At 60.6% G+C, this 20,472-nt stretch carries 20 protein-coding genes; 8 read left to right on the top strand and 12 right to left on the bottom strand.

Annotated features, from left to right (window positions below):
- Nucleotides 1–8 precede the first annotated feature (8 nt).
- Both fabF and FHT87_RS21405 read left to right on the top strand, forming a co-directional pair.
- Nucleotides 9–1,274, top strand: coding sequence for a beta-ketoacyl-ACP synthase II (gene fabF, locus FHT87_RS21400; protein WP_183804772.1), 1,266 nt, complete (start codon nucleotides 9–11; stop codon nucleotides 1,272–1,274).
- A 63-nt stretch (nucleotides 1,275–1,337) separates the two neighbouring features.
- Nucleotides 1,338–1,766, top strand: coding sequence for a DUF4864 domain-containing protein (locus tag FHT87_RS21405; protein ID WP_183729272.1), 429 nt, complete (start codon nucleotides 1,338–1,340; stop codon nucleotides 1,764–1,766).
- On the opposite strand, the gene tgt is transcribed toward FHT87_RS21405, so the two are convergent.
- The 5 genes from tgt to coaD form a co-directional block, all read right to left on the bottom strand.
- Entirely contained in the window at nucleotides 1,767–2,897 is a 1,131-nt protein-coding gene (gene tgt / locus FHT87_RS21410; protein WP_183804774.1) for a tRNA guanosine(34) transglycosylase Tgt, read from the bottom strand. It lies immediately after the preceding gene.
- Entirely contained in the window at nucleotides 2,894–3,979 is a 1,086-nt protein-coding gene (queA, locus tag FHT87_RS21415) for a tRNA preQ1(34) S-adenosylmethionine ribosyltransferase-isomerase QueA (protein WP_183804776.1), read from the bottom strand. The genes tgt and queA overlap by 4 nt, the downstream gene beginning before the upstream one ends.
- 72 nt (nucleotides 3,980–4,051) lie before the next feature.
- Nucleotides 4,052–4,561 carry a peptidylprolyl isomerase gene (locus tag FHT87_RS21420; RefSeq protein ID WP_037106039.1) on the bottom strand — a complete coding sequence of 170 codons (510 nt, stop codon included), beginning with the start codon at nucleotides 4,559–4,561 and terminating at the stop codon, nucleotides 4,052–4,054.
- Nucleotides 4,562–4,586: 25 nt separating this feature from the next.
- Nucleotides 4,587–5,159 carry a peptidylprolyl isomerase gene (locus FHT87_RS21425; protein WP_183804778.1) on the bottom strand — a complete coding sequence of 191 codons (573 nt, stop codon included), beginning with the start codon at nucleotides 5,157–5,159 and terminating at the stop codon, nucleotides 4,587–4,589.
- A 25-nt stretch (nucleotides 5,160–5,184) separates the two neighbouring features.
- Nucleotides 5,185–5,679 (bottom strand): pantetheine-phosphate adenylyltransferase, encoded by a 495-nt coding sequence (coaD, locus tag FHT87_RS21430; protein ID WP_183804780.1) that lies wholly within the window; start codon nucleotides 5,677–5,679, stop codon nucleotides 5,185–5,187.
- A gap of 91 nt (nucleotides 5,680–5,770) precedes the next feature.
- Here coaD and FHT87_RS21435 point away from each other — a divergent pair, with 91 nt between their 5' ends.
- Together FHT87_RS21435 and FHT87_RS31435 are read left to right on the top strand one after the other, a co-directional pair.
- The gene (locus FHT87_RS21435; RefSeq protein WP_183804782.1) at nucleotides 5,771–6,043 is read left to right on the top strand and encodes a hypothetical protein; all 273 of its coding nucleotides are present in this window, start codon (nucleotides 5,771–5,773) and stop codon (nucleotides 6,041–6,043) included.
- Between the two features lie 347 nt (nucleotides 6,044–6,390).
- On the top strand, nucleotides 6,391–6,525 hold the full coding sequence (locus FHT87_RS31435) for a hypothetical protein (RefSeq protein WP_281411227.1): 135 nt from the start codon (nucleotides 6,391–6,393) through the stop codon (nucleotides 6,523–6,525).
- A gap of 57 nt (nucleotides 6,526–6,582) precedes the next feature.
- Here the strand turns inward: FHT87_RS31435 and FHT87_RS21440 are convergent, their stop codons facing one another.
- From FHT87_RS21440 to gyrA, 5 genes are all read right to left on the bottom strand, one after another.
- A complete protein-coding gene (locus FHT87_RS21440; RefSeq protein WP_246699651.1) occupies nucleotides 6,583–6,876 on the bottom strand; it encodes a hypothetical protein in 294 nt (97 codons plus the stop codon).
- A 32-nt stretch (nucleotides 6,877–6,908) separates the two neighbouring features.
- Nucleotides 6,909–7,979, bottom strand: coding sequence for a hypothetical protein (locus tag FHT87_RS21445; protein ID WP_183804786.1), 1,071 nt, complete (start codon nucleotides 7,977–7,979; stop codon nucleotides 6,909–6,911).
- Nucleotides 7,979–8,386 (bottom strand): hypothetical protein, encoded by a 408-nt coding sequence (locus FHT87_RS21450; RefSeq protein ID WP_183804788.1) that lies wholly within the window; start codon nucleotides 8,384–8,386, stop codon nucleotides 7,979–7,981. Before FHT87_RS21450 ends, FHT87_RS21445 begins: the two co-directional genes overlap by 1 nt.
- Before the next feature lie 10 nt (nucleotides 8,387–8,396).
- Complete coding sequence (locus FHT87_RS21455) at nucleotides 8,397–9,890, bottom strand: FAD-binding oxidoreductase (protein WP_183804790.1); 1,494 nt, start codon at nucleotides 9,888–9,890, stop codon at nucleotides 8,397–8,399.
- Between the two features lie 95 nt (nucleotides 9,891–9,985).
- Complete coding sequence (gyrA, locus tag FHT87_RS21460) at nucleotides 9,986–12,787, bottom strand: DNA gyrase subunit A (protein WP_183804792.1); 2,802 nt, start codon at nucleotides 12,785–12,787, stop codon at nucleotides 9,986–9,988.
- Between the two features lie 225 nt (nucleotides 12,788–13,012).
- Between gyrA and FHT87_RS21465 the strand changes: the two genes are divergently transcribed.
- Complete coding sequence (locus FHT87_RS21465; protein WP_183804793.1) at nucleotides 13,013–13,660, top strand: MarC family protein; 648 nt, start codon at nucleotides 13,013–13,015, stop codon at nucleotides 13,658–13,660.
- A gap of 47 nt (nucleotides 13,661–13,707) precedes the next feature.
- Here FHT87_RS21465 and FHT87_RS21470 read toward each other — a convergent pair whose 3' ends face one another.
- Nucleotides 13,708–14,247 (bottom strand): single-stranded DNA-binding protein, encoded by a 540-nt coding sequence (locus FHT87_RS21470; protein ID WP_183804794.1) that lies wholly within the window; start codon nucleotides 14,245–14,247, stop codon nucleotides 13,708–13,710.
- A gap of 256 nt (nucleotides 14,248–14,503) precedes the next feature.
- Between FHT87_RS21470 and uvrA the strand changes: the two genes are divergently transcribed.
- From uvrA to FHT87_RS21485, 3 genes are read left to right on the top strand one after another with little or no spacing between them, the layout of a single operon-like run.
- The gene (uvrA, locus tag FHT87_RS21475) at nucleotides 14,504–17,428 is read left to right on the top strand and encodes an excinuclease ABC subunit UvrA (RefSeq protein WP_183729304.1); all 2,925 of its coding nucleotides are present in this window, start codon (nucleotides 14,504–14,506) and stop codon (nucleotides 17,426–17,428) included.
- Complete coding sequence (locus tag FHT87_RS21480; RefSeq protein WP_183804795.1) at nucleotides 17,425–17,886, top strand: N-acetyltransferase; 462 nt, start codon at nucleotides 17,425–17,427, stop codon at nucleotides 17,884–17,886. The genes uvrA and FHT87_RS21480 overlap by 4 nt, the downstream gene beginning before the upstream one ends.
- Before the next feature lie 24 nt (nucleotides 17,887–17,910).
- A complete protein-coding gene (locus tag FHT87_RS21485; RefSeq protein WP_183729311.1) occupies nucleotides 17,911–18,717 on the top strand; it encodes a DUF72 domain-containing protein in 807 nt (268 codons plus the stop codon).
- 4 nt (nucleotides 18,718–18,721) lie between these two features.
- Here FHT87_RS21485 and FHT87_RS21490 read toward each other — a convergent pair whose 3' ends face one another.
- Nucleotides 18,722–20,194, bottom strand: a complete 1,473-nt coding sequence (locus tag FHT87_RS21490; protein ID WP_183804796.1) for an NAD(P)H-hydrate dehydratase — start codon at nucleotides 20,192–20,194, stop codon at nucleotides 18,722–18,724.
- Nucleotides 20,195–20,472 lie beyond the last annotated feature (278 nt).

The raw sequence follows: 20,472 nt of genomic DNA on the forward strand, positions 1-20,472 counted from the left end.
AAGAATCCATGGAACGCATCGTTGTCACCGGTATGGGACTTGTTTCACCGCTCGGCGTTGGTGTCGAGACGGGATGGGAGCGGCTTGTCGCAGGTGGTTCTGGCTTGCGTGCCCTGCCTGACGATGTGGTGGGCGATCTCGCCGCCAAGGTCGGCGGCGTCGTTCCCTCCATCGAGGAGGATACCGAAGCCGGCTTCGATCCCGACCGTGCCGTTCCGCCCAAGGACCAGAAGAAGATGGACCGCTTCATCCAGTTCGCGATGATGGCGACAGATGAAGCCGTGCGCCAGGCTGGTTGGATGCCCGAGGGCACGGACGAGCGTGAACGGACTGCAACGATCATCGCCTCCGGCATCGGCGGCTTTCCGGCGATCGCCGATGCGGTGCGCACGGCTGAGACGCGGGGCGTGCGGCGGCTCTCGCCCTTCACCGTACCTTCCTTCCTTGTCAATCTCGCGGCCGGCCAAGTGAGCATCCGCTACGGCTTCAAGGGGCCGCTCGGCGCACCTGTGACGGCCTGCGCTGCCAGCGTTCAGGCCATCGGTGACGCGGCCCGACTGATCCGGTCGGGTGAAGCTGATGTTGCGATCTGCGGCGGCTCGGAAGCCTGCATCGACAAGGTCAGCCTTGGCGGTTTTGCTGCAGCCCGCGCACTCTCGAGTGGTTTCAACGACAGGCCCGAACTTGCCTCACGTCCCTTCGATACTGCCCGTGACGGCTTCGTGATGGGCGAAGGGGCCGGCATTCTCGTCATCGAAACGCTGGAGCATGCGCTGGCGCGCGGCGCGACACCGCTTGCGGAGCTCGTTGGCTACGGTACGGCCGCCGATGCTTATCACATGACCGCAGGACCGGAGGATGGCGATGGCGCCCGCCGGGCAATGGAGACGGCTCTGCGGCAGGCCAGAATTCCAGCCTCCGAGGTCAAGCACCTCAATGCGCATGCGACCTCGACACCGGTCGGCGACAAGGGTGAAATCGCGGCAATCGGCACGGTCTTCGGCCGCGCTGGCGGCATTGCCGTCAGCGCCACGAAATCGGCGACCGGCCATCTCCTGGGGGCTGCCGGCGGGCTCGAAGCCATCTTCACGATCCTTGCGCTGCGCGACCAGATCGCCCCGCCGACGCGCAATCTGGAAACGGCCGATCCGGTAGCCGAGGGCATCGACATCGTGGGCAAAGTGGCCCGCAAAGTCGCGATGGAATATGCGATCACCAATGGCTTCGGCTTCGGCGGGGTGAATGCCAGCGCCCTCTTCCGCCGCTGGTCCTGAGCAACCTCTTTTCATGCGCGCAAAATAGCCTACACTTGTCCGGATATTGCCGGAGATGATCCCATGCGCACTTTCTTTGCAGTGCTGGTTCTGTGTGCCGTATCCGTGATGTCAGGCATGGTGGTTCATGCCGAAGATCCAGTGCAGACGACACAGACGATGATCGAGGAGCAGATCAGGGCATTCCTCAAGGATGACGCCGATACGGCCTATTCCTTTGCGGCACCGGGTATCAAGGCGATGTATCCGGACAAGGACGTCTTCTTCGCCATGGTGAAGAAGAGTTACGAGCCAGTTTATCATCCCGGCAACTATGCCTTCGGGCGCAGCAGATCGATTGACGACGGCGCTGTCATCTACCAGGAAGTGCTGATCTCAGGCCGCGACGGCAAGGACTGGACAGCGGTCTATCAGGTCGCCCGCCAGCCCGACGGGAGCCTCAAGATCAATGGCGTGCAGATCGTGCCGAACGCCGACAGCAAGGGCATTTGATCAGACGGGTTCGAGATCGCCCCTCGCCCATTCCTCGATCGTCTCGGCCATGAAATCGGCGAAACGGCCTTCGGCAATCGCCTTGCGGATACCCTGCATCAGTTCCTGATAGTAGTTCAGATTGTGCCAGGAGAGCAGCATGCCGCCGAGCGCTTCGTTGGCGCGGACGAGATGGTGGAGATAGGCGCGCGAATAATCACGAGTCGCCGGGCAGTTCGACTGTTCGTCGAGCGGGCGCATGTCCTCCGCATGGCGGGCGTTGCGGATATTGACCTTGCCGCGGCGGGTAAAGGCGAGACCGTGGCGGCCCGAACGGGTCGGCATCACGCAGTCGAACATGTCGATACCACGGGCAACGGATTTCAGGATGTCATCGGGCGTGCCGACGCCCATCAGGTAGCGCGGCTTATCACCGGGCAGGACCGGAAGCGTCTCTTCGAGCATCTTCAGCATCACGTCCTGCGGCTCGCCGACGGCCAAGCCGCCGACCGCATAGCCCTTGAGGTCGAGCTTCGCCAGTTCTTCGGCCGAACGGACGCGCAAAGCCGGCACGTCACCGCCCTGCACGATACCGAACATCGCCTTGCCCGGCTGGTTGCCGAAAGCGACCTTGCAGCGCTCGGCCCAGCGCAGCGACAGTTCCATGGCGCGCTCGATCTCCTTGGGCTCGGCCGGCAGAGCCACGCATTCATCGAGCTGCATCTGGATATCCGAGCCGAGCAGCCCCTGGATTTCGATGGAGCGCTCCGGCGACATGTGATGCAGGCTGCCGTCGACATGCGACTTGAAGGTGACGCCCTGCTCGTCGAGCTTACGCAGACCAGATAGCGACATGACCTGAAAGCCGCCGGAATCCGTCAGGATCGGATGCTCCCAGCGGATAAGCTTGTGCAGGCCACCGAGGCGAGCGACACGCTCGGCCGTCGGGCGCAGCATCAGGTGGTAGGTATTGCCGAGAATGATGTCGGCGCCGGTCTCACGCACCTGGTCGAGATACATGGCCTTGACCGTGCCGACCGTGCCGACAGGCATGAAGGCCGGGGTGCGGATCGTGCCGCGCGGCATGGAAATCTCGCCGAGGCGTGCGCCACCATCGGTCTTCTTCAGGGTGAACTGGAAGTTCTCTGTCATTTGTCTTTCCGGAAAAGAAGGCTCGCGTCGCCGTAGGAGTAGAAGCGGTAGCCTGTCGAGATGGCATGTTCGTAGGCCGCGTGCATAGTCTCGAAGCCGGCGAAGGCCGAGACCAGCATGAAAAGCGTCGAACGCGGCAGGTGGAAGTTCGTCATGAGAATATCGACCGCCTTGAAGCGGTAGCCGGGCGTGATGAAGATGCCGGTGGCGCCTACCCAAGGCTGGATCTCACCGCTCTCGTCGGCAGCACTTTCGATCAGCCGAAGCGAGGTCGTGCCGACGCAGATGATGCGCCCGCCCCGGTCCCGCACGGCATTCAGCCTCGCGGCGATCTCAGCGCTGACATAGCCGCTTTCAAGATGCATCTTGTGATCGTCGGTATCGTCAGCCTTGACCGGCAGGAAGGTGCCGGCACCGACATGCAGCGTCACGAAATGGCGTTCGATACCGGCCTTGTCGAGCACTTCGAACAGGCCGGGCGTGAAATGCAGTCCGGCGGTGGGGGCGGCGACGGCGCCCTCCTCCCGCGCATAGATGGTCTGGTAATCGACGCGGTCGCGTTCGTCCTCCGGACGCTTGGCGGCGATATAGGGCGGCAGCGGAATATGGCCGACGCTGGCAATCGCTTCGTCCAACACAGGGCCGGAGAGATCGAAGGCGAGCGTCACCTCACCCGCCTCGCCCTTTTCCTCGACGGTGGCATCGAGAGAGCCGATCATGCAGCTTTCGCCGCTGTGGCCGAAGGCAATACGGTCGCCCTCCTTGATGCGCTTGCCGGGCCTGGCGAAAGCCTTCCACTTGTTGGCGCCGATACGCATGTGGAGTGTAGCCGACACCTGCTGACCACCCGCACCCTCGCGATGGCGGATGCCTTCAAGCTGAGCCGGGATGACCTTGGTATCGTTGAAGACCAGTGCGTCGCCAGCCCGCAGGAAAGAAGGAAGGTCGAAGACGTGATGATCGGACAGCACCGTCTGGGCATTCGGATCGACCACGAGCAGGCGTGCGCTGTCGCGCGGGTCGGCAGGCCGCAGCGCAATGCGTTCATCTGGCAGGTCGAAATCGAAGAGGTCTACGCGCATTGGGGCACTTCCAGGCAAAGCGAAACCCGCCCCGCGCTCTCGCGCAAGGGCGGGTTCCAGCAGAAATCACAATCAGACGTCGGCGGCAACCCGCATGGAGACGATCGAATCCGGATCGGAGACGGGCTCGCCCTTCTTGATCTTGTCGATGTTGTCCATGCCTTCGATAACCTGACCCCAGACGGAATACTGCTTGTTCAGCCACGGAGCGTCGGTGAAGCAGATGAAGAACTGGGAGTTGGCCGAGTTCGGGCTCTGCGAACGAGCCATCGAGCAGGTGCCGCGAACATGCGGCGTTGCCGAGAATTCAGCCTTGAGATCGTCTTTCGAAGAACCACCCATGCCGGCGCGGCCCGGGTTGAAATTCTCGCCACCCTTCTTGCCGAACTGCACGTCACCCGTCTGCGCCATGAAATCGGCGATGACGCGGTGGAAGACGACGCCGTCATAGGCCTTCTCGCGGGCGAGTTCCTTGATGCGCTTCACATGCTCGGGCGCGACCTGCGGCAGAAGCTGGATGACAACCTTACCCTTGGTGGTTTCCAGAATGATGGTGTTTTCCGGATCTTTGATCTCGGCCATTGTTGTTCTCCTTCTCGTCTTGAACTTACTTCTTGCCCAGCGTAACCTTGATCATGCGGTCAGGATTGCTGACTTCGCCGTTCTGGCCTTCGCCCTTCTTGATCTTGTCGACGTTTTCCATGCCCGAAACAACCTTGCCGACGACCGTGTACTGACCGTTCAGGAAGGAACCGTCAGCAAACATGATGAAGAACTGCGAGTTGGCGGAATTCGGATCCTGCGCGCGCGCCATGCCAACCGTGCCGCGCACGAAGGGCGTCTTGGAGAATTCAGCCGGGAGATCGGGCAGATCGGAACCGCCGGTGCCAGCCTGGCTCGCATCAAAGTTCTTTTCCATATTGCCGTATTTCACATCGCCAGTCTGGGCCATGAAGCCGGGAATGACGCGGTGGAAGGCAACATTGTCATACTCGCCCTTCTTCACCAGCGCCTCGATCTGCGCAACATGCTTCGGCGCGACATCGGGCATCAGTTGAATAACGACCGGGCCACTCTTCAGCTGGATGGTGATGTAGTGATCGGCAGCCTGCGCAAAAGCGTCACCTGCGAAGGAGGCGAGATAGAGCACGCCGGCAAATGCAAGATAGAAGAGTTTCATGTGAGCTCCGTTGAGGCGATGCCGCCTAGGCTTTGCGCTTGGATTTCAGGGCTTGCAAGACGGCTGCCGGCACGAAGGCGCTGACATCGCCGCCCATGGCTGCGATCTGTCTTACCAATGTGGCGGTAATAGGCCGCGAGGCCGTGCCTGCCGGCAGAAAGATGGTCTGGATATCGGGCGCCATCTGCCGGTTCATGCCGGCCATCTGCATTTCATAATCAAGATCAGTGCCGTCGCGCAGGCCGCGGATCAGCAGGCTTGCGCGATGCGCGCGTGCGGCGTCGACGACGAGATTGTCGAAGGAAACGACGTCGATATGCGCGCTCTTTTCCGGCAAGACCTCGGCCAGCGACGCACGGATTAGCGCGGCCTTTTCCTCAAAGGAGAAGAGCGGGGTCTTGCCGGGGTGAATGCCGATCGCAACGATCACTTTCTCGGCGACGTTCAGCGCCTGCACCAGCACATCAACGTGTCCGTTGGTGATCGGGTCGAAGGACCCCGGATAGAAAGCTGTCGTCATCTGGCCCGGCCGTTTGTTTCACGCCTTTTGTCATGGAAGCCCGTTTCTCGCAAGTCATTTAGCCATGCCGCCTGGCGCGGCTGAACGATGAATGAACGGGGCGTTCAAGGCCCGCTCAGATGCGATCTGTTTTACTCAGACCATCAACGCAGACGCTGCCGGTCCAGGTAGCGTTATCCCCGGAAAGACCTTGATCATGCTGATCATCCTTATTGCAATAGCCGTTATTTTCTCGCTGCTTGCGGAGCTTTTCTACGGTTATGTCGCTGATCGGCGCCAGCTTTGGGTACGACCGGAAGTCAACGAACATGCGGCCATTATGCGCCAGCTTGGCCGCATGCATTCTAATCGATTTGAATTCTGAACGGTAGATGAACAGGGCATTCAAGGTCGCTTCAGAACACGGTTGGTAAACACCCCGTCAACATCCGGCGGGAACCATTTTAAGACGGATGCGTTCACTTGATCGACACATATGAGATGCGGAAGCGCGGCAGGAAGGGAATGAACATGCCTGGTAAGATCACCATGATTAACGTGCTTTGGATGGCAATGATTACAGGCATGCTGACTGCTACAGTCGCTCTCTATGACAACCAGAAGATCGATACTTCCAAGGTATACGGCCCCTACGCTTCGGCTCGCTCCGTAAGCGTTCTTGGCCAGTACTGAGGGGCTTGAACGCAACTCTCCACAGAAAGGAACGCCACCATGTTCACGATCCTGACAGTCCTCACAGCACTCATCAGCATCATGTTCATCGTGTCCGTGACTTCGACGATTTCCGCGCTGCGCCGTGAGAGCAAGGAAGGGAAGTCGCTGAAAGAGAAGCACAGCGCCTTCTAAAGCCGCTTCCGCAGCGGAAAACAGCAATACAAGCCGGATGTTCTGCATCCGGCTTTTTCATGTCGACGATGCAGGCCGCAGCGCCAGGCAGCCGCTTTTTCGCAGCGGCAGGACAAGAAGCGCACCTCTGCCATAAAGCGCACGCACATAGTCGCTGCGTTCACTCGTGACGACGGCAAAGCCCCTGCCCCATCGCAGGATGGAGACACCGTCGGGCAATGCGTCAGGTTCAATGCTGCCGGCCGGAAAGACCATGGCTGCTGGCGCCGCGCCTGTTGCGGCAAAGACGACGGCAAACAGTGCGAAGACTGCGGCAATGACCGCAATCGCAGTGCCTGTCCTGCGTGCCAAGCGTCTTATCAAAGAGCCACCCGTTCGATGCTTCAGAAATCGAATATATGCTCAAGGCCGGGATCAGCAATCGGCCGGTCTTTAAGCAACGCGGCAAGATCAGCCACCTTGACGGACAAAAGCACACGGTCGCTGTCAAAACCTGATCGCGGAAGCCGCGTGATTACCTCACCGGGCAGATTGCCCTGCTCCGTACCTCGGGGCATGGTCAGCGACACCATGATCTCGTCATTGCCGGCAATCTCGCGGATTGTACCGCCCGCCTCGGCGATCTCGGCGAGGATATGGGTGAAGCGGTCGTAGCGCGGCGTCTCGATCAGCACGCCATCGGTACTTTCCGCAATTACCGATACATCGGGAATTGCCGAAAGCGCGGTGGCAGGCAGACCTGATATGACCGAGCGGATGGTCAGCTTCGCCTCGCCGGTTGCGGCGACAGCGCTGGCGATCACGCCGGCATAGGCGATCTTGGCGCGCCATTCGCCGCCGAGCGCCAGACGGCGTTCCCAGCCGCGCAGCGGCTCTTCCACCGGTGCAGCCCAGAGCCTGTCGATCCAGGGCTGGAAGGGGTATTTGTACCATGGAGTCTGGCGCAGGAAGGCAGCGTAATCGATCGCCATATCGCGGGCGACGAGATCCTGCGGCGTCTTTTCGCTGCCGCGCCATAGCGCAAAAACCCGGCCGATCGTTTCCTCATAGGCCGCTTTCAAGCCCATTTCGAGCGTGAAGCTGACGCCGATGGTGGCGATCATCATTCGGGTTTCGCGATCGGCGCCGCCATGGCGATCGGCGATGCGGGTCAGCGCGCAGTCGGCCGCCCAGAAATCCTTCACGCTGGAAAAATAGCCGAAGCGATATTCGTCGCCAGTTTTCAGAGCCTCGGCGAGCCCGTCATAGGCGTAGACGATATGCCACTCTGGATAGGTCAGATAAGTATTAGCCTCGTGCCGACGGAATTCCGGATCCGATATCAGCGTGTAACGATCGGTTTCCGGAACGGCATGGCAGAAGGTCTCGACATAGGCAACCGGGCTGAGCAGCAGCAGGATCGCAACAACGAGCGCCGCGAGGATCCAGCCGATAATCTTCAGGAGGCGCCGCATCACGGGGCCTCGCGACGGAAGATGTAGCTGGACGCAATCCCCATTCCGCCAAGGAAGAGATGCGGCAGATTGGCAAGGATCCTGAACGTAAAGGGAAGATCCTGAATGCCGTAATTGACGATGCCGAGATCGAGATAACCCGACCCGGTGATCAGCCCAAGCAGACCATCGCTGAAATAGAGCAGGCCGAAATAGAAAAGGAAGTTTCGTGACGCACGAGCCGACAGGAAGGCAGCGATGCCTGCCCAGGCAGCCGAGGCCAGATGCAGGCTGTCGTCGTAGATATCGAGGGCGAAAATGCCAAAGGCGCGCCCCTGCGCATCCGTCAGTCCCGGAATGTAATTCAACGCGGCCGCAAAAAGCAGAGCCACGGTATAAAGCGCAGCAATCAGCCGAAGCCTGGACATGCAAATCCTCCTAAAGGCTTCCGAGATAGCGATCCCAGAAATGATTGCGGAAGGTAAGGCGGGGATCGAGCCGACGCTTGGCCGCCGCAAATTCCTCAGCGCGAGGATAGGCGCGGGTAAACTGATCCAGCCGGGCATGCGGGCGATACGGCAGATAATAGCTGCCGCCGATTGCGAGCACGCGCTCGATCAGCGCTTCCGTCATACGCCGCATGTCGGCCTCGCCCCTCACCGTCTTTTCCTGCGAGAAGAGCATGACCGCGGCAATGCGAGGCTCCGTGGCGTAAGCCAATACGCTGTCGCGGTCGGTATGGACATAACGCAGCGTGATGTTGAGGAGCTGCTGGTAGGAGGCGGGAATAACATCCTGGCAGGCTGCAACGAAATCGGCGAAGCGCGAGGGTGAGACGAAATATTCGTGCAGGATATCCGTTCGGGACGGATCACGGTCATCGAGGGTGATGACGGGTTCGTTCATCAGACTGTTGCGCGTAGCCTGGCCGGCGAGCGACGGATTGACAACGGCCTCGGTCCACCAGCGGAAATGCCTGGCCGTGTCGGAACCGAGCTGCGCCCGGAAGATTTCGCGCGAGACGTGACTGACGAAACCGGAGCCGGAGGCGGGCGGTATCTTCGTCTGGTCCGGCGCAGCCCGGTAGGTGATCAGCAGCGCATCTTCAAAGAAACGATCGAGCGAAATATCCATGCGGCCATAGGCCATGTTGATCGCGCTGTCGCCTGCGAGCACCTCGGCAAAGCGCCGGCCGAGATCTTCGCCTGCCAGATGCTCGAAGGTCGGCTGCAATAGCACGTTCGGCACCATGTCGAGCTCAAGTTCGGTGATGACGCCGAAAAGCCCGTATCCACCCATGGCGTGATTGAAAAGCTCGGTATTTTCCGTGCGCGAGCAGGTCAAAAGGTTGCCGTCCGCCGTCATCAGCCTGATGGAACGGACGGTGCTGCCGCAGGCGCTGAAAGGAACCGGCCAGCCATGCGCATTGACCGAAAAGGTGCTGGCGACGCCGAAATCGTTGTTGGACTGCATGACGGCGGGCGAAAAGCCGATCGCATCGAGCTTGGAAATGATCGTCGACCAGCGAGTGCCGGCGGCGACACGGTAGGTCCTGGCTGCCGTATCCGCCTCCAGCCAGTCCTGATCGAGCGTCAGCGTCGTGCCATTTTCGGCAAGGCTCTGACCGCCCATCGAATGGCGCGCGGCGCTGGCGATGAAGGGCCTGTTTGCCTTGACGGCTTCAACGAGCGCCGTACGCAACTGGCCGATCATGGCATCCTGCGGCGGCTCCTTGACGGTCAGATGGGCCGCAACCCGGGTCGGCGTCAGCTCTCCGGCATCATTGAGAATGGTCGAGCCGTCTTCAACGGGAAGCTCTGCTGGAAAGGCTGGTCCGGGATCGCTTTGCGGCTGAAGCAGGAAACGTCCCGCCGCGACACCTGCTGCTGCCGAAATGCCGGCCAGCACCCCTCGCCTTGTCCACCTGCCCACAGCATTCCCCCCTCGGATGAATCGGCAAGTCCTTCATAGCGCAATAAAAAACCGGGCGGCAGGGGCCGCCCGGTCTGCAACGAGAAAGTGGTGAATTATTCGCCCGATGGGGTTTCGTCAGCTTCGCCCGCTGCAGGCGCCTCGCCTTCGGAAACCGCGGCTTCTTCACCGTTTTCCGCCGTCTCTTCCTCTTCCGGCTCGCTGATGCGCTCGACCGAGACGACCTTCTCATCCTTGGCGGTGGAGAAGATCGTGACGCCCTTGGTCGCACGGCTGGCGATGCGGATACCGCCCACCGGTACGCGGATCAGCTGGCCGCCATCCGAGACGAGCATGATCTGGTCGCCGTCGTCGATCGGGAAGGCGGCGACGAGTTCGCCGATTTCGCCTGTTTTCGACGTGTCGGTGGCGCGGATGCCCTTGCCGCCGCGGCCGGAGATGCGGAAATCGTAGGAGGACGAGCGCTTGCCGAAGCCCTTTTCCGAAACCGTCAGCACGAATTGCTCGCGTGCCTTCAGCTCTTCATAACGCTCATCGGAGAGCTGTCCCTCTTCGGTGACTTCTTCGCCGACCAGAGCGATATCCTCTTCGTCCACGCCCGTCGCACGACGTTCGGCGGCAGAGCGCTTGAGGTAAGCAGCACGCTCCCACGGCTCGGCATCGACATGGCCGACAATCGTCATCGAGATGATGCGGTCGCCATCGCCGAGATTGATGCCGCGCACACCGATCGAGTTGCGGCCGGCAAAAACGCGCACGTCATCGACCGGGAAGCGGATGCACTGGCCGAGCGCCGTCGTCAGCAGAACGTCGTCCCGATCCGTGCAGGTCTCGACGGAGAGGATTTCATCGCCCTCCTCGTCCAACTTCATGGCGATCTTGCCGTTGCGGTTCACCTGGACGAAGTCCGACAGCTTGTTGCGGCGGACCGTGCCGCGAGTCGTCGAGAACATGACGTCGAGGTTATCCCAGCTGTCCTCATCCTCAGGCAACGGCAGGATGGTGGTGATGCGTTCTCCTGACTCCAGCGGCAGCATGTTGATCAGCGCCTTGCCGCGCGAGGTCGGTGTGCCGATCGGCAGACGCCAGACCTTTTCCTTGTAGACGATGCCGCGCGATGAGAAGAACAGAACCGGCGTGTGCGTATTGACAACGAATAGCCGGCTAACGAAATCCTCGTCGCGGGTGGTCATACCCGAACGGCCCTTGCCGCCGCGGCGCTGCGCACGATAGGTCGTCAGCGGCACGCGCTTGATATAGCCGAGATGCGATACGGTGACGACCATGTCTTCGCGGGCGATGAGGTCCTCATCGTCCATTTCGAGACCGCCATCGATGATCTCGGTGCGGCGCGGTGTGCCGAACTCGTCGCGAACGGCAATCAGCTCGTCCTTGACGATCGTCTGGATGCGGACACGCGACGACAGGATATCGAGGTAATCCTTGATTTCCTCGCCTATCTTATTGAGTTCATCGCCAATTTCGTCGCGGCCGAGGGCCGTCAGGCGGGCAAGGCGCAGCTCGAGGATCGCCCGAGCCTGCTCTTCCGAGAGGTTATACGTAAGGTCTTCGTTGATGCGATGGCGCGGATCATCGATAAGGCGGATGAGGCTTTCGACATCTTCCGCCGGCCAGCGGCGGGTCATCAGTTCTTCGCGGGCGGACTGCGGGTCCGGCGCCTGACGGATGACGCGGATGACTTCATCGATATTGGCAACCGCAATTGCCAGGCCGACCAAGACGTGCGCACGTTCACGCGCCTTGCGAAGCAGGAATTTCGTTCTCCGGCTAACGACTTCCTCGCGGAAGGAAACGAAGGCGCGGAGCATATCGAGCAGCGTCAGCTGTTCCGGCTTGCCGCCGTTCAGCGCCACCATGTTGCAGCCGAAGGAGGTCTGCAGCGGCGTGTAGCGATAGAGCTGGTTGAGGATGACGTCGGCGTTTGCGTCACGCTTCAGCTCGACGACAACGCGATAGCCCTGGCGGTCGGATTCATCGCGCAGGTCGGAGATGCCTTCGATACGCTTCTCGCGCACCAGCTCGGCCATCTTCTCGATCATCGTCGCCTTGTTCACCTGATAGGGGATTTCGGTGATGATGATCTGTTCGCGATCGCCGCGCATCGGCTCGATCGCGGCGACGCCGCGCATGATGACGGAACCGCGGCCGGTTTCATAGGCCGAACGGATGCCGGCGCGGCCGAGAATCTTGGCGCCAGTCGGGAAATCCGGACCCGGAATGATCTGCATCAGGTCCGGCAGCTCGATCGCGGGATCGTTAATAAGCGCAATACAGCCGTCGATCACCTCGGAGAGGTTATGCGGCGGAATGTTGGTCGCCATACCGACGGCGATACCTCCCGCACCGTTGACCAGAAGGTTCGGGAACTTGGCTGGCACCACCACGGGCTCGGAGAGCGTGCCGTCATAGTTGTCGCGGAAGTCGACCGTTTCCTTGTCGAGGTCGTCGAGCAGCGAATGCGCGGCCTTCTGCAGGCGGCATTCGGTGTAACGTTCAGCCGCCGGTGGGTCACCGTCGACGGAGCCGAAATTGCCCTGACCGTCGATGAGCGGCAGGCGGAGCGACCAGTCCTGCGCCATGCGGGCGAGCGCGTCGTAAATCGCGGCATTGCCGTGCGGATGGTATTTACCCATCACGTCCCCGGTAACACGGGCGCATTTGACGTATTTCTTGTTCCAGTCGATGCCGAGCTCGGACATGCCGTAGAGGATGCGTCGATGCACGGGCTTCAGGCCATCACGCACGTCGGGAAGTGCGCGAGACACGATCACGCTCATCGCGTAATCGAGATACGACCGCTGCATTTCCTCCATAATGGAGATGGGCTCGATGCCTGGCGGGAGCTTCCCGCCGCCGGGGGGTGTTTGCTCAGTCAAAACGGTTCACGTTCTCTTCTAGAATCACTCGAAGATTTATAGCGGAAAGCCTGTTCCCGCGCCAATTTGGCCAGGGGTTTTGAACAGGCTTTTGCGGTCGAAAGAGGGCAAATCACGGCATTTGCCCATGGGTAGGAAACAATCAGCGATCATGCATTTGCCAAATCGGAAGCCGCACAGCACAATCATCAAAAACAAGCATCTATATGGGGTTTTGAAGAAGCGATGGCAAGCGCCGACCAACTGATCAACGCATTCACGACGCTGCTCGTTACCATCGATCCGCCGGGGCTTGCACCGCTCTTTCTCGGCCTCACTGTCGGTATGAGCCGGCCGGAGCGAAAGCAGGTGGCGCTGCGCGGCACGACGATCGCCTTCATCATCCTTGCCGTTTTCGCGCTGTTCGGTTCCAGCGTGCTCGGTGTGCTCGGCATCTCGATCGGCGCCTTCCGGCTCGCCGGCGGGCTGCTGCTTTTCTGGATCGCCTTCGAGATGGTCTTCGAACGGCGGCAGGACCGCAAGGAAAAGACTACGGAAGTGGCAATTACCAAGGATCATATCGAGAATATCGCCGTCTTCCCGCTGGCGCTGCCGCTGATTGCCGGGCCGGGTGCGATCTCTGCGACGATCCTGCTCGGAGGCACCCTGCCCTCCACGGTCGAGCGCGCGCAGCTGATCAGCGTCATCGCCGGCTGCCTGCTGATCACCCTGCTGGTGCTCTTCCTTGCCGACCGGCTCGACCGCTTCCTCGGCGTCACGGGCCGAGCGATCCTGACCCGCCTTCTCGGCGTCATCCTGGCAGCCCTTGCCGCTCAATTCGTCGTGGACGGTGCCAAATCCGCGCTCAATCTGATCAGCGCCACACCGACATGAAAACGGCGCCCGAAGGCGCCGTCATCACAATATCGGGACAGCGTCGATCAGAACGGGATATCGTCGTCGAGATCGCGCGAGAAGTTTCCGCCGCCACCGCTGCTGTTGCCGCTGCCACCACGATTACCGCCGCCGCTGCTGCGGCCACCGCCGGAGGACGAGCCGGAGCCGTAGTCGTCGCCGCCGAAATCATCCCCACCTCGACCGCCGCCGAAGCCGGCACCGCCACCTTCACCACGCCCGTCGAGCATCGTCAGCGTCGAATTGAAGCCCTGCAGCACGATTTCCGTCGAATAACGGTCGTTGCCGTTCTGGTCCTGCCACTTGCGGGTCTGCAGTGCGCCTTCGATATAGAGCTTGGCGCCCTTTTTCACATATTGCTCGACGACCTTGCAGAGGCCTTCGCTGAAGACCACGACGGTGTGCCATTCGGTCTTCTCGCGGCGCTCGCCGGAATTGCGGTCGCGCCAGGTTTCCGAGGTCGCGATGCGAAGATTGGCGATCGGCCGGCCATCCTGCGTCCGGCGGATTTCGGGGTCGGCGCCCACGTTCCCGACCAGAATTACCTTGTTCACACTGCCAGCCATATTGTTCACCTTACTGCCGCCCTGACCGGCGGCGTTCAAAAAATCATCGGCGCACCTTAAACCATAGAGGACAAGCGATGCGCATCCAGGCCCTCTTAATCCACAAGGAATTTTGTTCTTTATTTGTTCTAATTATTCGCTATGATCCTGTCAACAGAATCGAAAACCTTTATTGTTCCGGACATTCAGCCTCGACTCGCCCGCGGGCATCACTAAATAAGGGCTGTCATTCCCCAAACGACTTGAAGCAGAGACGATGAGCGAACTGAAGACGATCTCCATCCGTGGCGCGCGCGAGCATAATCTGAAGGGCATCGACCTTGATCTGCCACGCAACAAGCTGATCGTCATGACCGGCCTTTCCGGCTCCGGCAAGTCCTCGCTCGCCTTCGATACTATATATGCCGAAGGCCAGCGCCGCTACGTCGAAAGCCTTTCGGCCTATGCGCGCCAGTTCCTGGAAATGATGCAGAAGCCCGATGTCGACCAGATCGACGGGCTTTCGCCGGCGATCTCGATCGAGCAGAAGACGACCTCGCGCAACCCGCGCTCGACGGTCGGTACCGTCACCGAAATCTACGACTATATGCGCCTGCTCTTTGCGCGTGTCGGCGTCCCCTATTCGCCTGCGACCGGCCTGCCGATCGAGAGCCAGACCGTGAGCCAGATGGTCGACCGGGTGCTCGCCTTCGAGGAAGGCACGCGTCTTTATATATTGGCGCCGATGATCCGCGGTCGTAAGGGCGAATATAAGAAAGAGCTGGCGGAGCTCATGAAAAAAGGCTTCCAGCGCGTCAAGGTGGATGGGCAGTTCTACGAAATCGCCGACGCGCCAACGCTCGACAAGAAATACAAGCATGATATCGACGTGGTCATCGACCGTATCGTCGTGCGGCCCGATATGGCCTCGCGCCTTGCCGACAGTTTCGAGACGGCGCTGAAGCTCGCCGATGGCCTTGCCGTTGCCGAATTTGCCGACAAGCCGCTGCCGCCGGAGGAAACCTCGGCCGGCGGCTCAGCCAACAAGTCGCTCAACGAAACGCATGAGCGCGTGCTGTTTTCGGAAAAATTTGCCTGCCCCGTCTCCGGCTTCACCATTCCGGAGATCGAACCGCGGCTCTTTTCGTTCAACAATCCCTTCGGCGCCTGCCCGACCTGTGACGGTCTCGGCTCGCAGCAGAAGATCGACCCCGATCTGATCGTACCCGAGCCGGAGCGCACGCTGCGCGACGGCGCGATTGCGCCCTGGGCCAAGTCGACCTCGCCTTATTACAACCAGACGCTCGAAGCGCTCGGCAAACATTTCGGCTTCAAGCTCGGCAGCCGGTGGAATGATCTCCCTGAAAAGGCCAAGGATGTCATCCTGAACGGCACCGAAGAGAAGATCGAATTCCACTATGCCGACGGCGCGCGCTCCTACACGACCTCGAAGAATTTCGAAGGCATCGTGCCCAATCTCGAGCGACGCTGGAAAGAGACGGATTCGGCCTGGGCGCGTGAGGATATCGAGCGCTTCATGTCGGCGGCCCCCTGCCCGGCCTGTAACGGCTTTCGCCTGAAGCCGGAAGCCCTGGCCGTGAAGATCGACAGGCTGCATATCGGCGAAGTCACCCAGATGTCGATCCGCATCGCACGCGACTGGTTCGAAGCGCTGCCGGCGACTTTCAATGCCAAACAGAACGAGATTGCCGTGCGCATTCTCAAGGAAATCCGTGACCGCCTGCGCTTCCTGAACGACGTCGGCCTGGAATATCTGAGCCTGTCGCGCAATTCCGGCACGCTGTCCGGCGGCGAAAGCCAACGTATTCGCCTTGCCTCACAGATCGGCTCCGGCCTGACCGGCGTTCTCTACGTGCTCGACGAACCGTCGATCGGCCTGCATCAGCGCGACAATGCCCGTCTTCTCGATACGCTGAAGCATCTGCGTGACATCGGCAATACGGTCATCGTGGTCGAACATGACGAGGATGCGATCCTGACGGCCGACGACGTGGTCGATATCGGCCCTGCGGCCGGCGTCCATGGCGGCCAGGTGGTGGCGCATGGCACGCCGCAGGAAATCATGGCCAATCCGAAGTCGCTGACCGGCAAATATCTCTCCGGCGAACTCGGCGTGGCTCTGCCGGACGAACGCCGCAAGCCGAAGAAGGGCAAGGAGATCAAGGTCGTCGGTGCCCGCGGTAACAATCTGAAGAATGTCACGGCGGCCATCCCGCTCGGCGTCTTCACTGCGGTGACGGGTGTCTCCGGCGGCGGCAAGTCCACTTTCCTGATCGAAACGCTTTACAAGTCGGCGGCACGCCGCGTCATGGGCGCGCGCGAGATCCCCGCCGATCACGATCGTATCGACGGGTTCGAGCATATCGACAAGGTCATCGACATCGACCAGTCGCCGATCGGCCGCACGCCGCGGTCCAACCCGGCCACCTATACTGGCGCCTTCACGCCGATCCGTGACTGGTTTGCCGGCCTGCCGGAAGCCAAAGCGCGCGGCTACCAGCCGGGCCGCTTCTCCTTCAACGTCAAGGGCGGCCGCTGCGAGGCGTGCCAGGGTGATGGCGTCATCAAGATCGAGATGCACTTCCTGCCCGACGTCTATGTCACCTGCGACGTCTGCCACGGCAAGCGCTACAACCGCGAAACGCTCGATGTTACCTTCAAGGGCAAGTCGATTTCCGACGTGCTGGATATGACGGTGGAAGAAGGCGTCGAATTCTTCACTGCGGTCCCGGCCGTGCGTGACAAGCTGCAGTCGCTCTTCGATGTCGGCCTCGGTTACATCAAGGTCGGCCAGCAGGCCAATACGCTTTCGGGCGGGGAGGCCCAACGCGTCAAGCTCGCCAAGGAATTGTCGAAGCGGTCGACGGGCCGCACACTCTATATTCTCGACGAGCCGACTACCGGCCTGCATTTCCATGACGTCGCCAAACTTCTGGAAATGCTGCATGAGCTGGTGAACCAGGGCAATTCGGTCGTTGTCATCGAGCATAATCTCGAAGTCATCAAGACTGCCGACTGGATCCTCGACTTCGGACCCGAGGGCGGCGATGGCGGCGGCGAGATCGTGGCCGTTGGCACGCCGGAGGCGATCGTGAAGGAGCAGCGCTCCTATACAGGCCAGTTCCTCAGGGAGTTGCTGGAGCGGCGGCCGGTCAAGAAGACGGTTGCGGCGGCGGAATGACGATGCGGCTTGCCGCGATTGCGGAGTTGCCTGCCGTCGTGGCGCTGACGACCGCCGCCTATCAGCCTTATACCGATCTTTTCGGCTATCCGCCGATCCCGGTGACGGAAGACTATGAGCCACGGATCGAACGAGGCGAAGTCTGGCTGCGGGAGGCGGATGGCGCGGTGGCGGGGCTTTCAGTGGTCGAGCGCCATACCGATCACCTGATGCTTTTCAGCATCGCGGTATCGCCAGACTTTCAGGGTGCGGGACATGGCATGGCCATGCTTCGCTGGCTGGAGGAGAGGGCGCGGGAGTGGGCCGTGCCGGAGATCCGGCTTTACACCAATGCGCGGATGGAGCGGAACATCACCCTCTATTCCGCCTTCGGTTTTCAGGAAACGGGTCGCCGGCCCAATCCCTATCGGCCAGGATGGACTATCGTCGATATGGCGAAAAAGATCGGCGCGATCTGAGGGATCGCAAGTGAGGAGGAGCAGATGAGCAAATCGGGCACGATCCGCGTGGGTATCGGCGGCTGGACGTTCGAACCTTGGCGTGGTCATTTCTTTCCCGCCGATCTCAAACAGAAGGATGAGCTGCATTATGCCAGCCGCCAGCTGAAAGTCATCGAGGTCAACGGCACCTATTACAGCACGCAGAAGCCGGCGGTTTTCGCAAAGTGGGCTGCGGATGTGCCTGAAGGTTTCATCTTTTCGCTGAAGGCGACACGCTTCACCACCAATCGACGAGTGCTTGCCGAGGCTGGTGAATCGATGGAGAAATTTCTCTCGTCCGGCATCAGCGAACTTGGCGATCATCTCGGCCCCCTGCTCTGGCAGTTCGCGCCGACGAAGAAATTCGATCCCGATGATTTCGAGGCCTTCCTGAAACTGCTGCCGGAAAAGCAGGACGGGCTGAAGTTGCGCCATGTCGTGGAAGTCCGGCACGATTCCTTCAAGGTGCCGGAATTCGTCGCGTTGCTCGAGAAATACCGCGTGGCGCCTGTCTGCGCCGAGCATTTCGACTATCCGATGATTGCCGATGTGACGGCGGACTTCGTCTATACGCGGCTGCAGAAAGGATCGGACGATATTCCGACCTGCTATCCGGAACCGGAGCTGAAGGACTGGACCAAGCGGCTCCAGACCTGGGCCGAGGGCAATGTGCCTGACGACCTGCCGCTGATCGACCAGAACAGGAAAGTCAAGAAAGAGCCGCGCGACGTCTTCGCCTTCATGATCCACGAAGGCAAGGTCAATGCACCGCATGGGGCGATCGCCCTGCAGAAGCGGATCGATCAATAATCGCTCAGAAGGGCAGTACGTGCGCGGCGAGGTCTTCGGCCGTCAGGCCCTTGCCGGCACGATGTCCCGCCTCTCCGTGCAACCAGACACCTGCAGCCGCCGCCTCGAAGGCCGGCAGGCCCTGGGCGAGCAAGCCGCCGATGATGCCAGCCAGCACATCGCCGGAACCGGCGGTGGCAAGCCATACCGGGGCATTGGCGTTGATCAGCGCCCGGCCGTCCGGTGAGGCGATGACCGTATCGGCACCCTTATAGATGACAGCGGCGTTGGCGCGACTAGCAGCGGCGAGAGCCTTGTCCATCTTGCCTGCCTTCTTGTCGGCAGCAATATCGGGAAAGAGGCGGGCGAATTCACCGTCATGCGGCGTCAGGACGAGCCGAGGCTCTCCCTTGAACAACTCGAAAAGCGCCTGCGGATCGTCCTTGAAGGAGCTGATGCCGTCCGCGTCGAGAACGAGATGGCGCTCGCGCAGCAGTGACACGAAATCGCGGGCCTTCTTTCCAATGCCGAAACCGGGGCCGAGAACGAAGCTCTGAAGGCGTGCGTCCTTCAGCCAGTCCTCCAATGCGGCTGCATCATCGATGGCGTGCAGCATGACGGCTGTCAGATGGGCGCTGTTGGCGGCGAGAGCGTCCACCGGCGCGGCGATGGTGACCAACCCTGCCCCAGACTTGAGGCCTGCCGTCGCCGACATGCGGGCTGCCCCCGTCTTGCTTGCCTCTCCCGAAAACACGACCAGATGGCCGCGCTTATATTTGTGGGTTTCCACCTGTTCGGCCGGCAAGGCAGCGCGCCAGGCGGCGGGCGTGTTCTCGGCCACGAAGCCACTCGTCTGCGCCCTGACGATGCGGCCGGGAATGCCGATATCGAAGACTTCCAGGTCGCCGCAAAGCTCCCTGCCCGGCATCAGCAGATGGCCAGGTTTACGGGTCATGAAGGTCACCGTATGTGCTGCACGGAAGGCAGCTCCGAGCACGGCGCCAGTGCGGCCGTCGAGGCCAGAGGGCAGATCGATGGCGATGACGGGAATATTGACCTTTTCGACCTTTCGGATCAGATCGGCCACGTCGGGCGGGACATCACGCGCAAGGCCAGCGCCAAAGAGACCGTCGATGACGATATCATCCTGCTGCGGGAGATAATGGCTGATATCCCGTCCTTTCAGCGTGCAAGCTGCCCTCGCGCAAGCCGCGTCTCCCTTCAGTTTGTCCGGATCGCCGAGATGGAAGATCTCCACCGGCGCACTGCTCTCCTGCAGAAGCCTGGCGACGACATAGCCGTCGCCGCCATTGTTGCCAGGACCACAGAACACGGCGAAGCGTGAGGCGCCTGGATAAAGGCGCAACGCCGCGGCAGCGACCGCAGCACCTGCTTTCTCCATCAGGCCGTAGGAATCGATACCAGATGCAGCTGCGGCCTTATCGGCTGCAGCCATTTCAGCAGGTGTCAGGAGAAGATCGGAAAGGCGTTCGCTCATGAACTCATTCAATTCAAAAAGCGCCTAAAAAACAACCGTATGATCGCAAAAACAAAAGCACATACTTTTTGCATTTGCATATTTTTTAATCGAATCGTAGCGCGCCTCATGAAGCCGACTACGAGACGATTTTTTCGCATTTCACGTCATTTTTGTTAAAAACGCGGCCTTGTTCGCCTCGTTCTTCATCAAAACGACACGGAAACGCGGGCAAACAGGGCCGCGCGTATAAAATTCCGCGATTTTTTGCGTGAGACGGATTTCAAACTGGCACGATA

The organism is Rhizobium sp. BK316, assembly GCF_014193695.1.
Lineage (GTDB): Bacteria > Pseudomonadota > Alphaproteobacteria > Rhizobiales > Rhizobiaceae > Rhizobium.

Excerpts from the sequence above, each read along its gene's own strand:
- queA (WP_183804776.1), bottom strand. The coding sequence starts at position 3,979 with ATGCGCGTAGACCTCTTCGATTTCGACCTGCCAGATGAACGCATTGCG.
- FHT87_RS21465 (WP_183804793.1), top strand. The coding sequence starts at position 13,013 with ATGGCAAGCGCCGACCAACTGATCAACGCATTCACGACGCTGCTCGTT.
- coaD (WP_183804780.1), bottom strand. The coding sequence starts at position 5,679 with ATGACGACAGCTTTCTATCCGGGGTCCTTCGACCCGATCACCAACGGA.
- FHT87_RS21420 (WP_037106039.1), bottom strand. The coding sequence starts at position 4,561 with ATGGCCGAGATCAAAGATCCGGAAAACACCATCATTCTGGAAACCACC.
- FHT87_RS21485 (WP_183729311.1), top strand. The coding sequence starts at position 17,911 with ATGAGCAAATCGGGCACGATCCGCGTGGGTATCGGCGGCTGGACGTTC.
- FHT87_RS21435 (WP_183804782.1), top strand. The coding sequence starts at position 5,771 with ATGAACGGGGCGTTCAAGGCCCGCTCAGATGCGATCTGTTTTACTCAG.
- tgt (WP_183804774.1), bottom strand. The coding sequence starts at position 2,897 with ATGACAGAGAACTTCCAGTTCACCCTGAAGAAGACCGATGGTGGCGCA.
- FHT87_RS31435 (WP_281411227.1), top strand. The coding sequence starts at position 6,391 with ATGTTCACGATCCTGACAGTCCTCACAGCACTCATCAGCATCATGTTC.
- FHT87_RS21425 (WP_183804778.1), bottom strand. The coding sequence starts at position 5,159 with ATGAAACTCTTCTATCTTGCATTTGCCGGCGTGCTCTATCTCGCCTCC.
- FHT87_RS21480 (WP_183804795.1), top strand. The coding sequence starts at position 17,425 with ATGACGATGCGGCTTGCCGCGATTGCGGAGTTGCCTGCCGTCGTGGCG.
- FHT87_RS21445 (WP_183804786.1), bottom strand. The coding sequence starts at position 7,979 with ATGCGGCGCCTCCTGAAGATTATCGGCTGGATCCTCGCGGCGCTCGTT.
- FHT87_RS21405 (WP_183729272.1), top strand. The coding sequence starts at position 1,338 with ATGCGCACTTTCTTTGCAGTGCTGGTTCTGTGTGCCGTATCCGTGATG.
- uvrA (WP_183729304.1), top strand. The coding sequence starts at position 14,504 with ATGAGCGAACTGAAGACGATCTCCATCCGTGGCGCGCGCGAGCATAAT.
- FHT87_RS21490 (WP_183804796.1), bottom strand. The coding sequence starts at position 20,194 with ATGAGCGAACGCCTTTCCGATCTTCTCCTGACACCTGCTGAAATGGCT.
- FHT87_RS21450 (WP_183804788.1), bottom strand. The coding sequence starts at position 8,386 with ATGTCCAGGCTTCGGCTGATTGCTGCGCTTTATACCGTGGCTCTGCTT.
- FHT87_RS21470 (WP_183804794.1), bottom strand. The coding sequence starts at position 14,247 with ATGGCTGGCAGTGTGAACAAGGTAATTCTGGTCGGGAACGTGGGCGCC.
- fabF (WP_183804772.1), top strand. The coding sequence starts at position 9 with ATGGAACGCATCGTTGTCACCGGTATGGGACTTGTTTCACCGCTCGGC.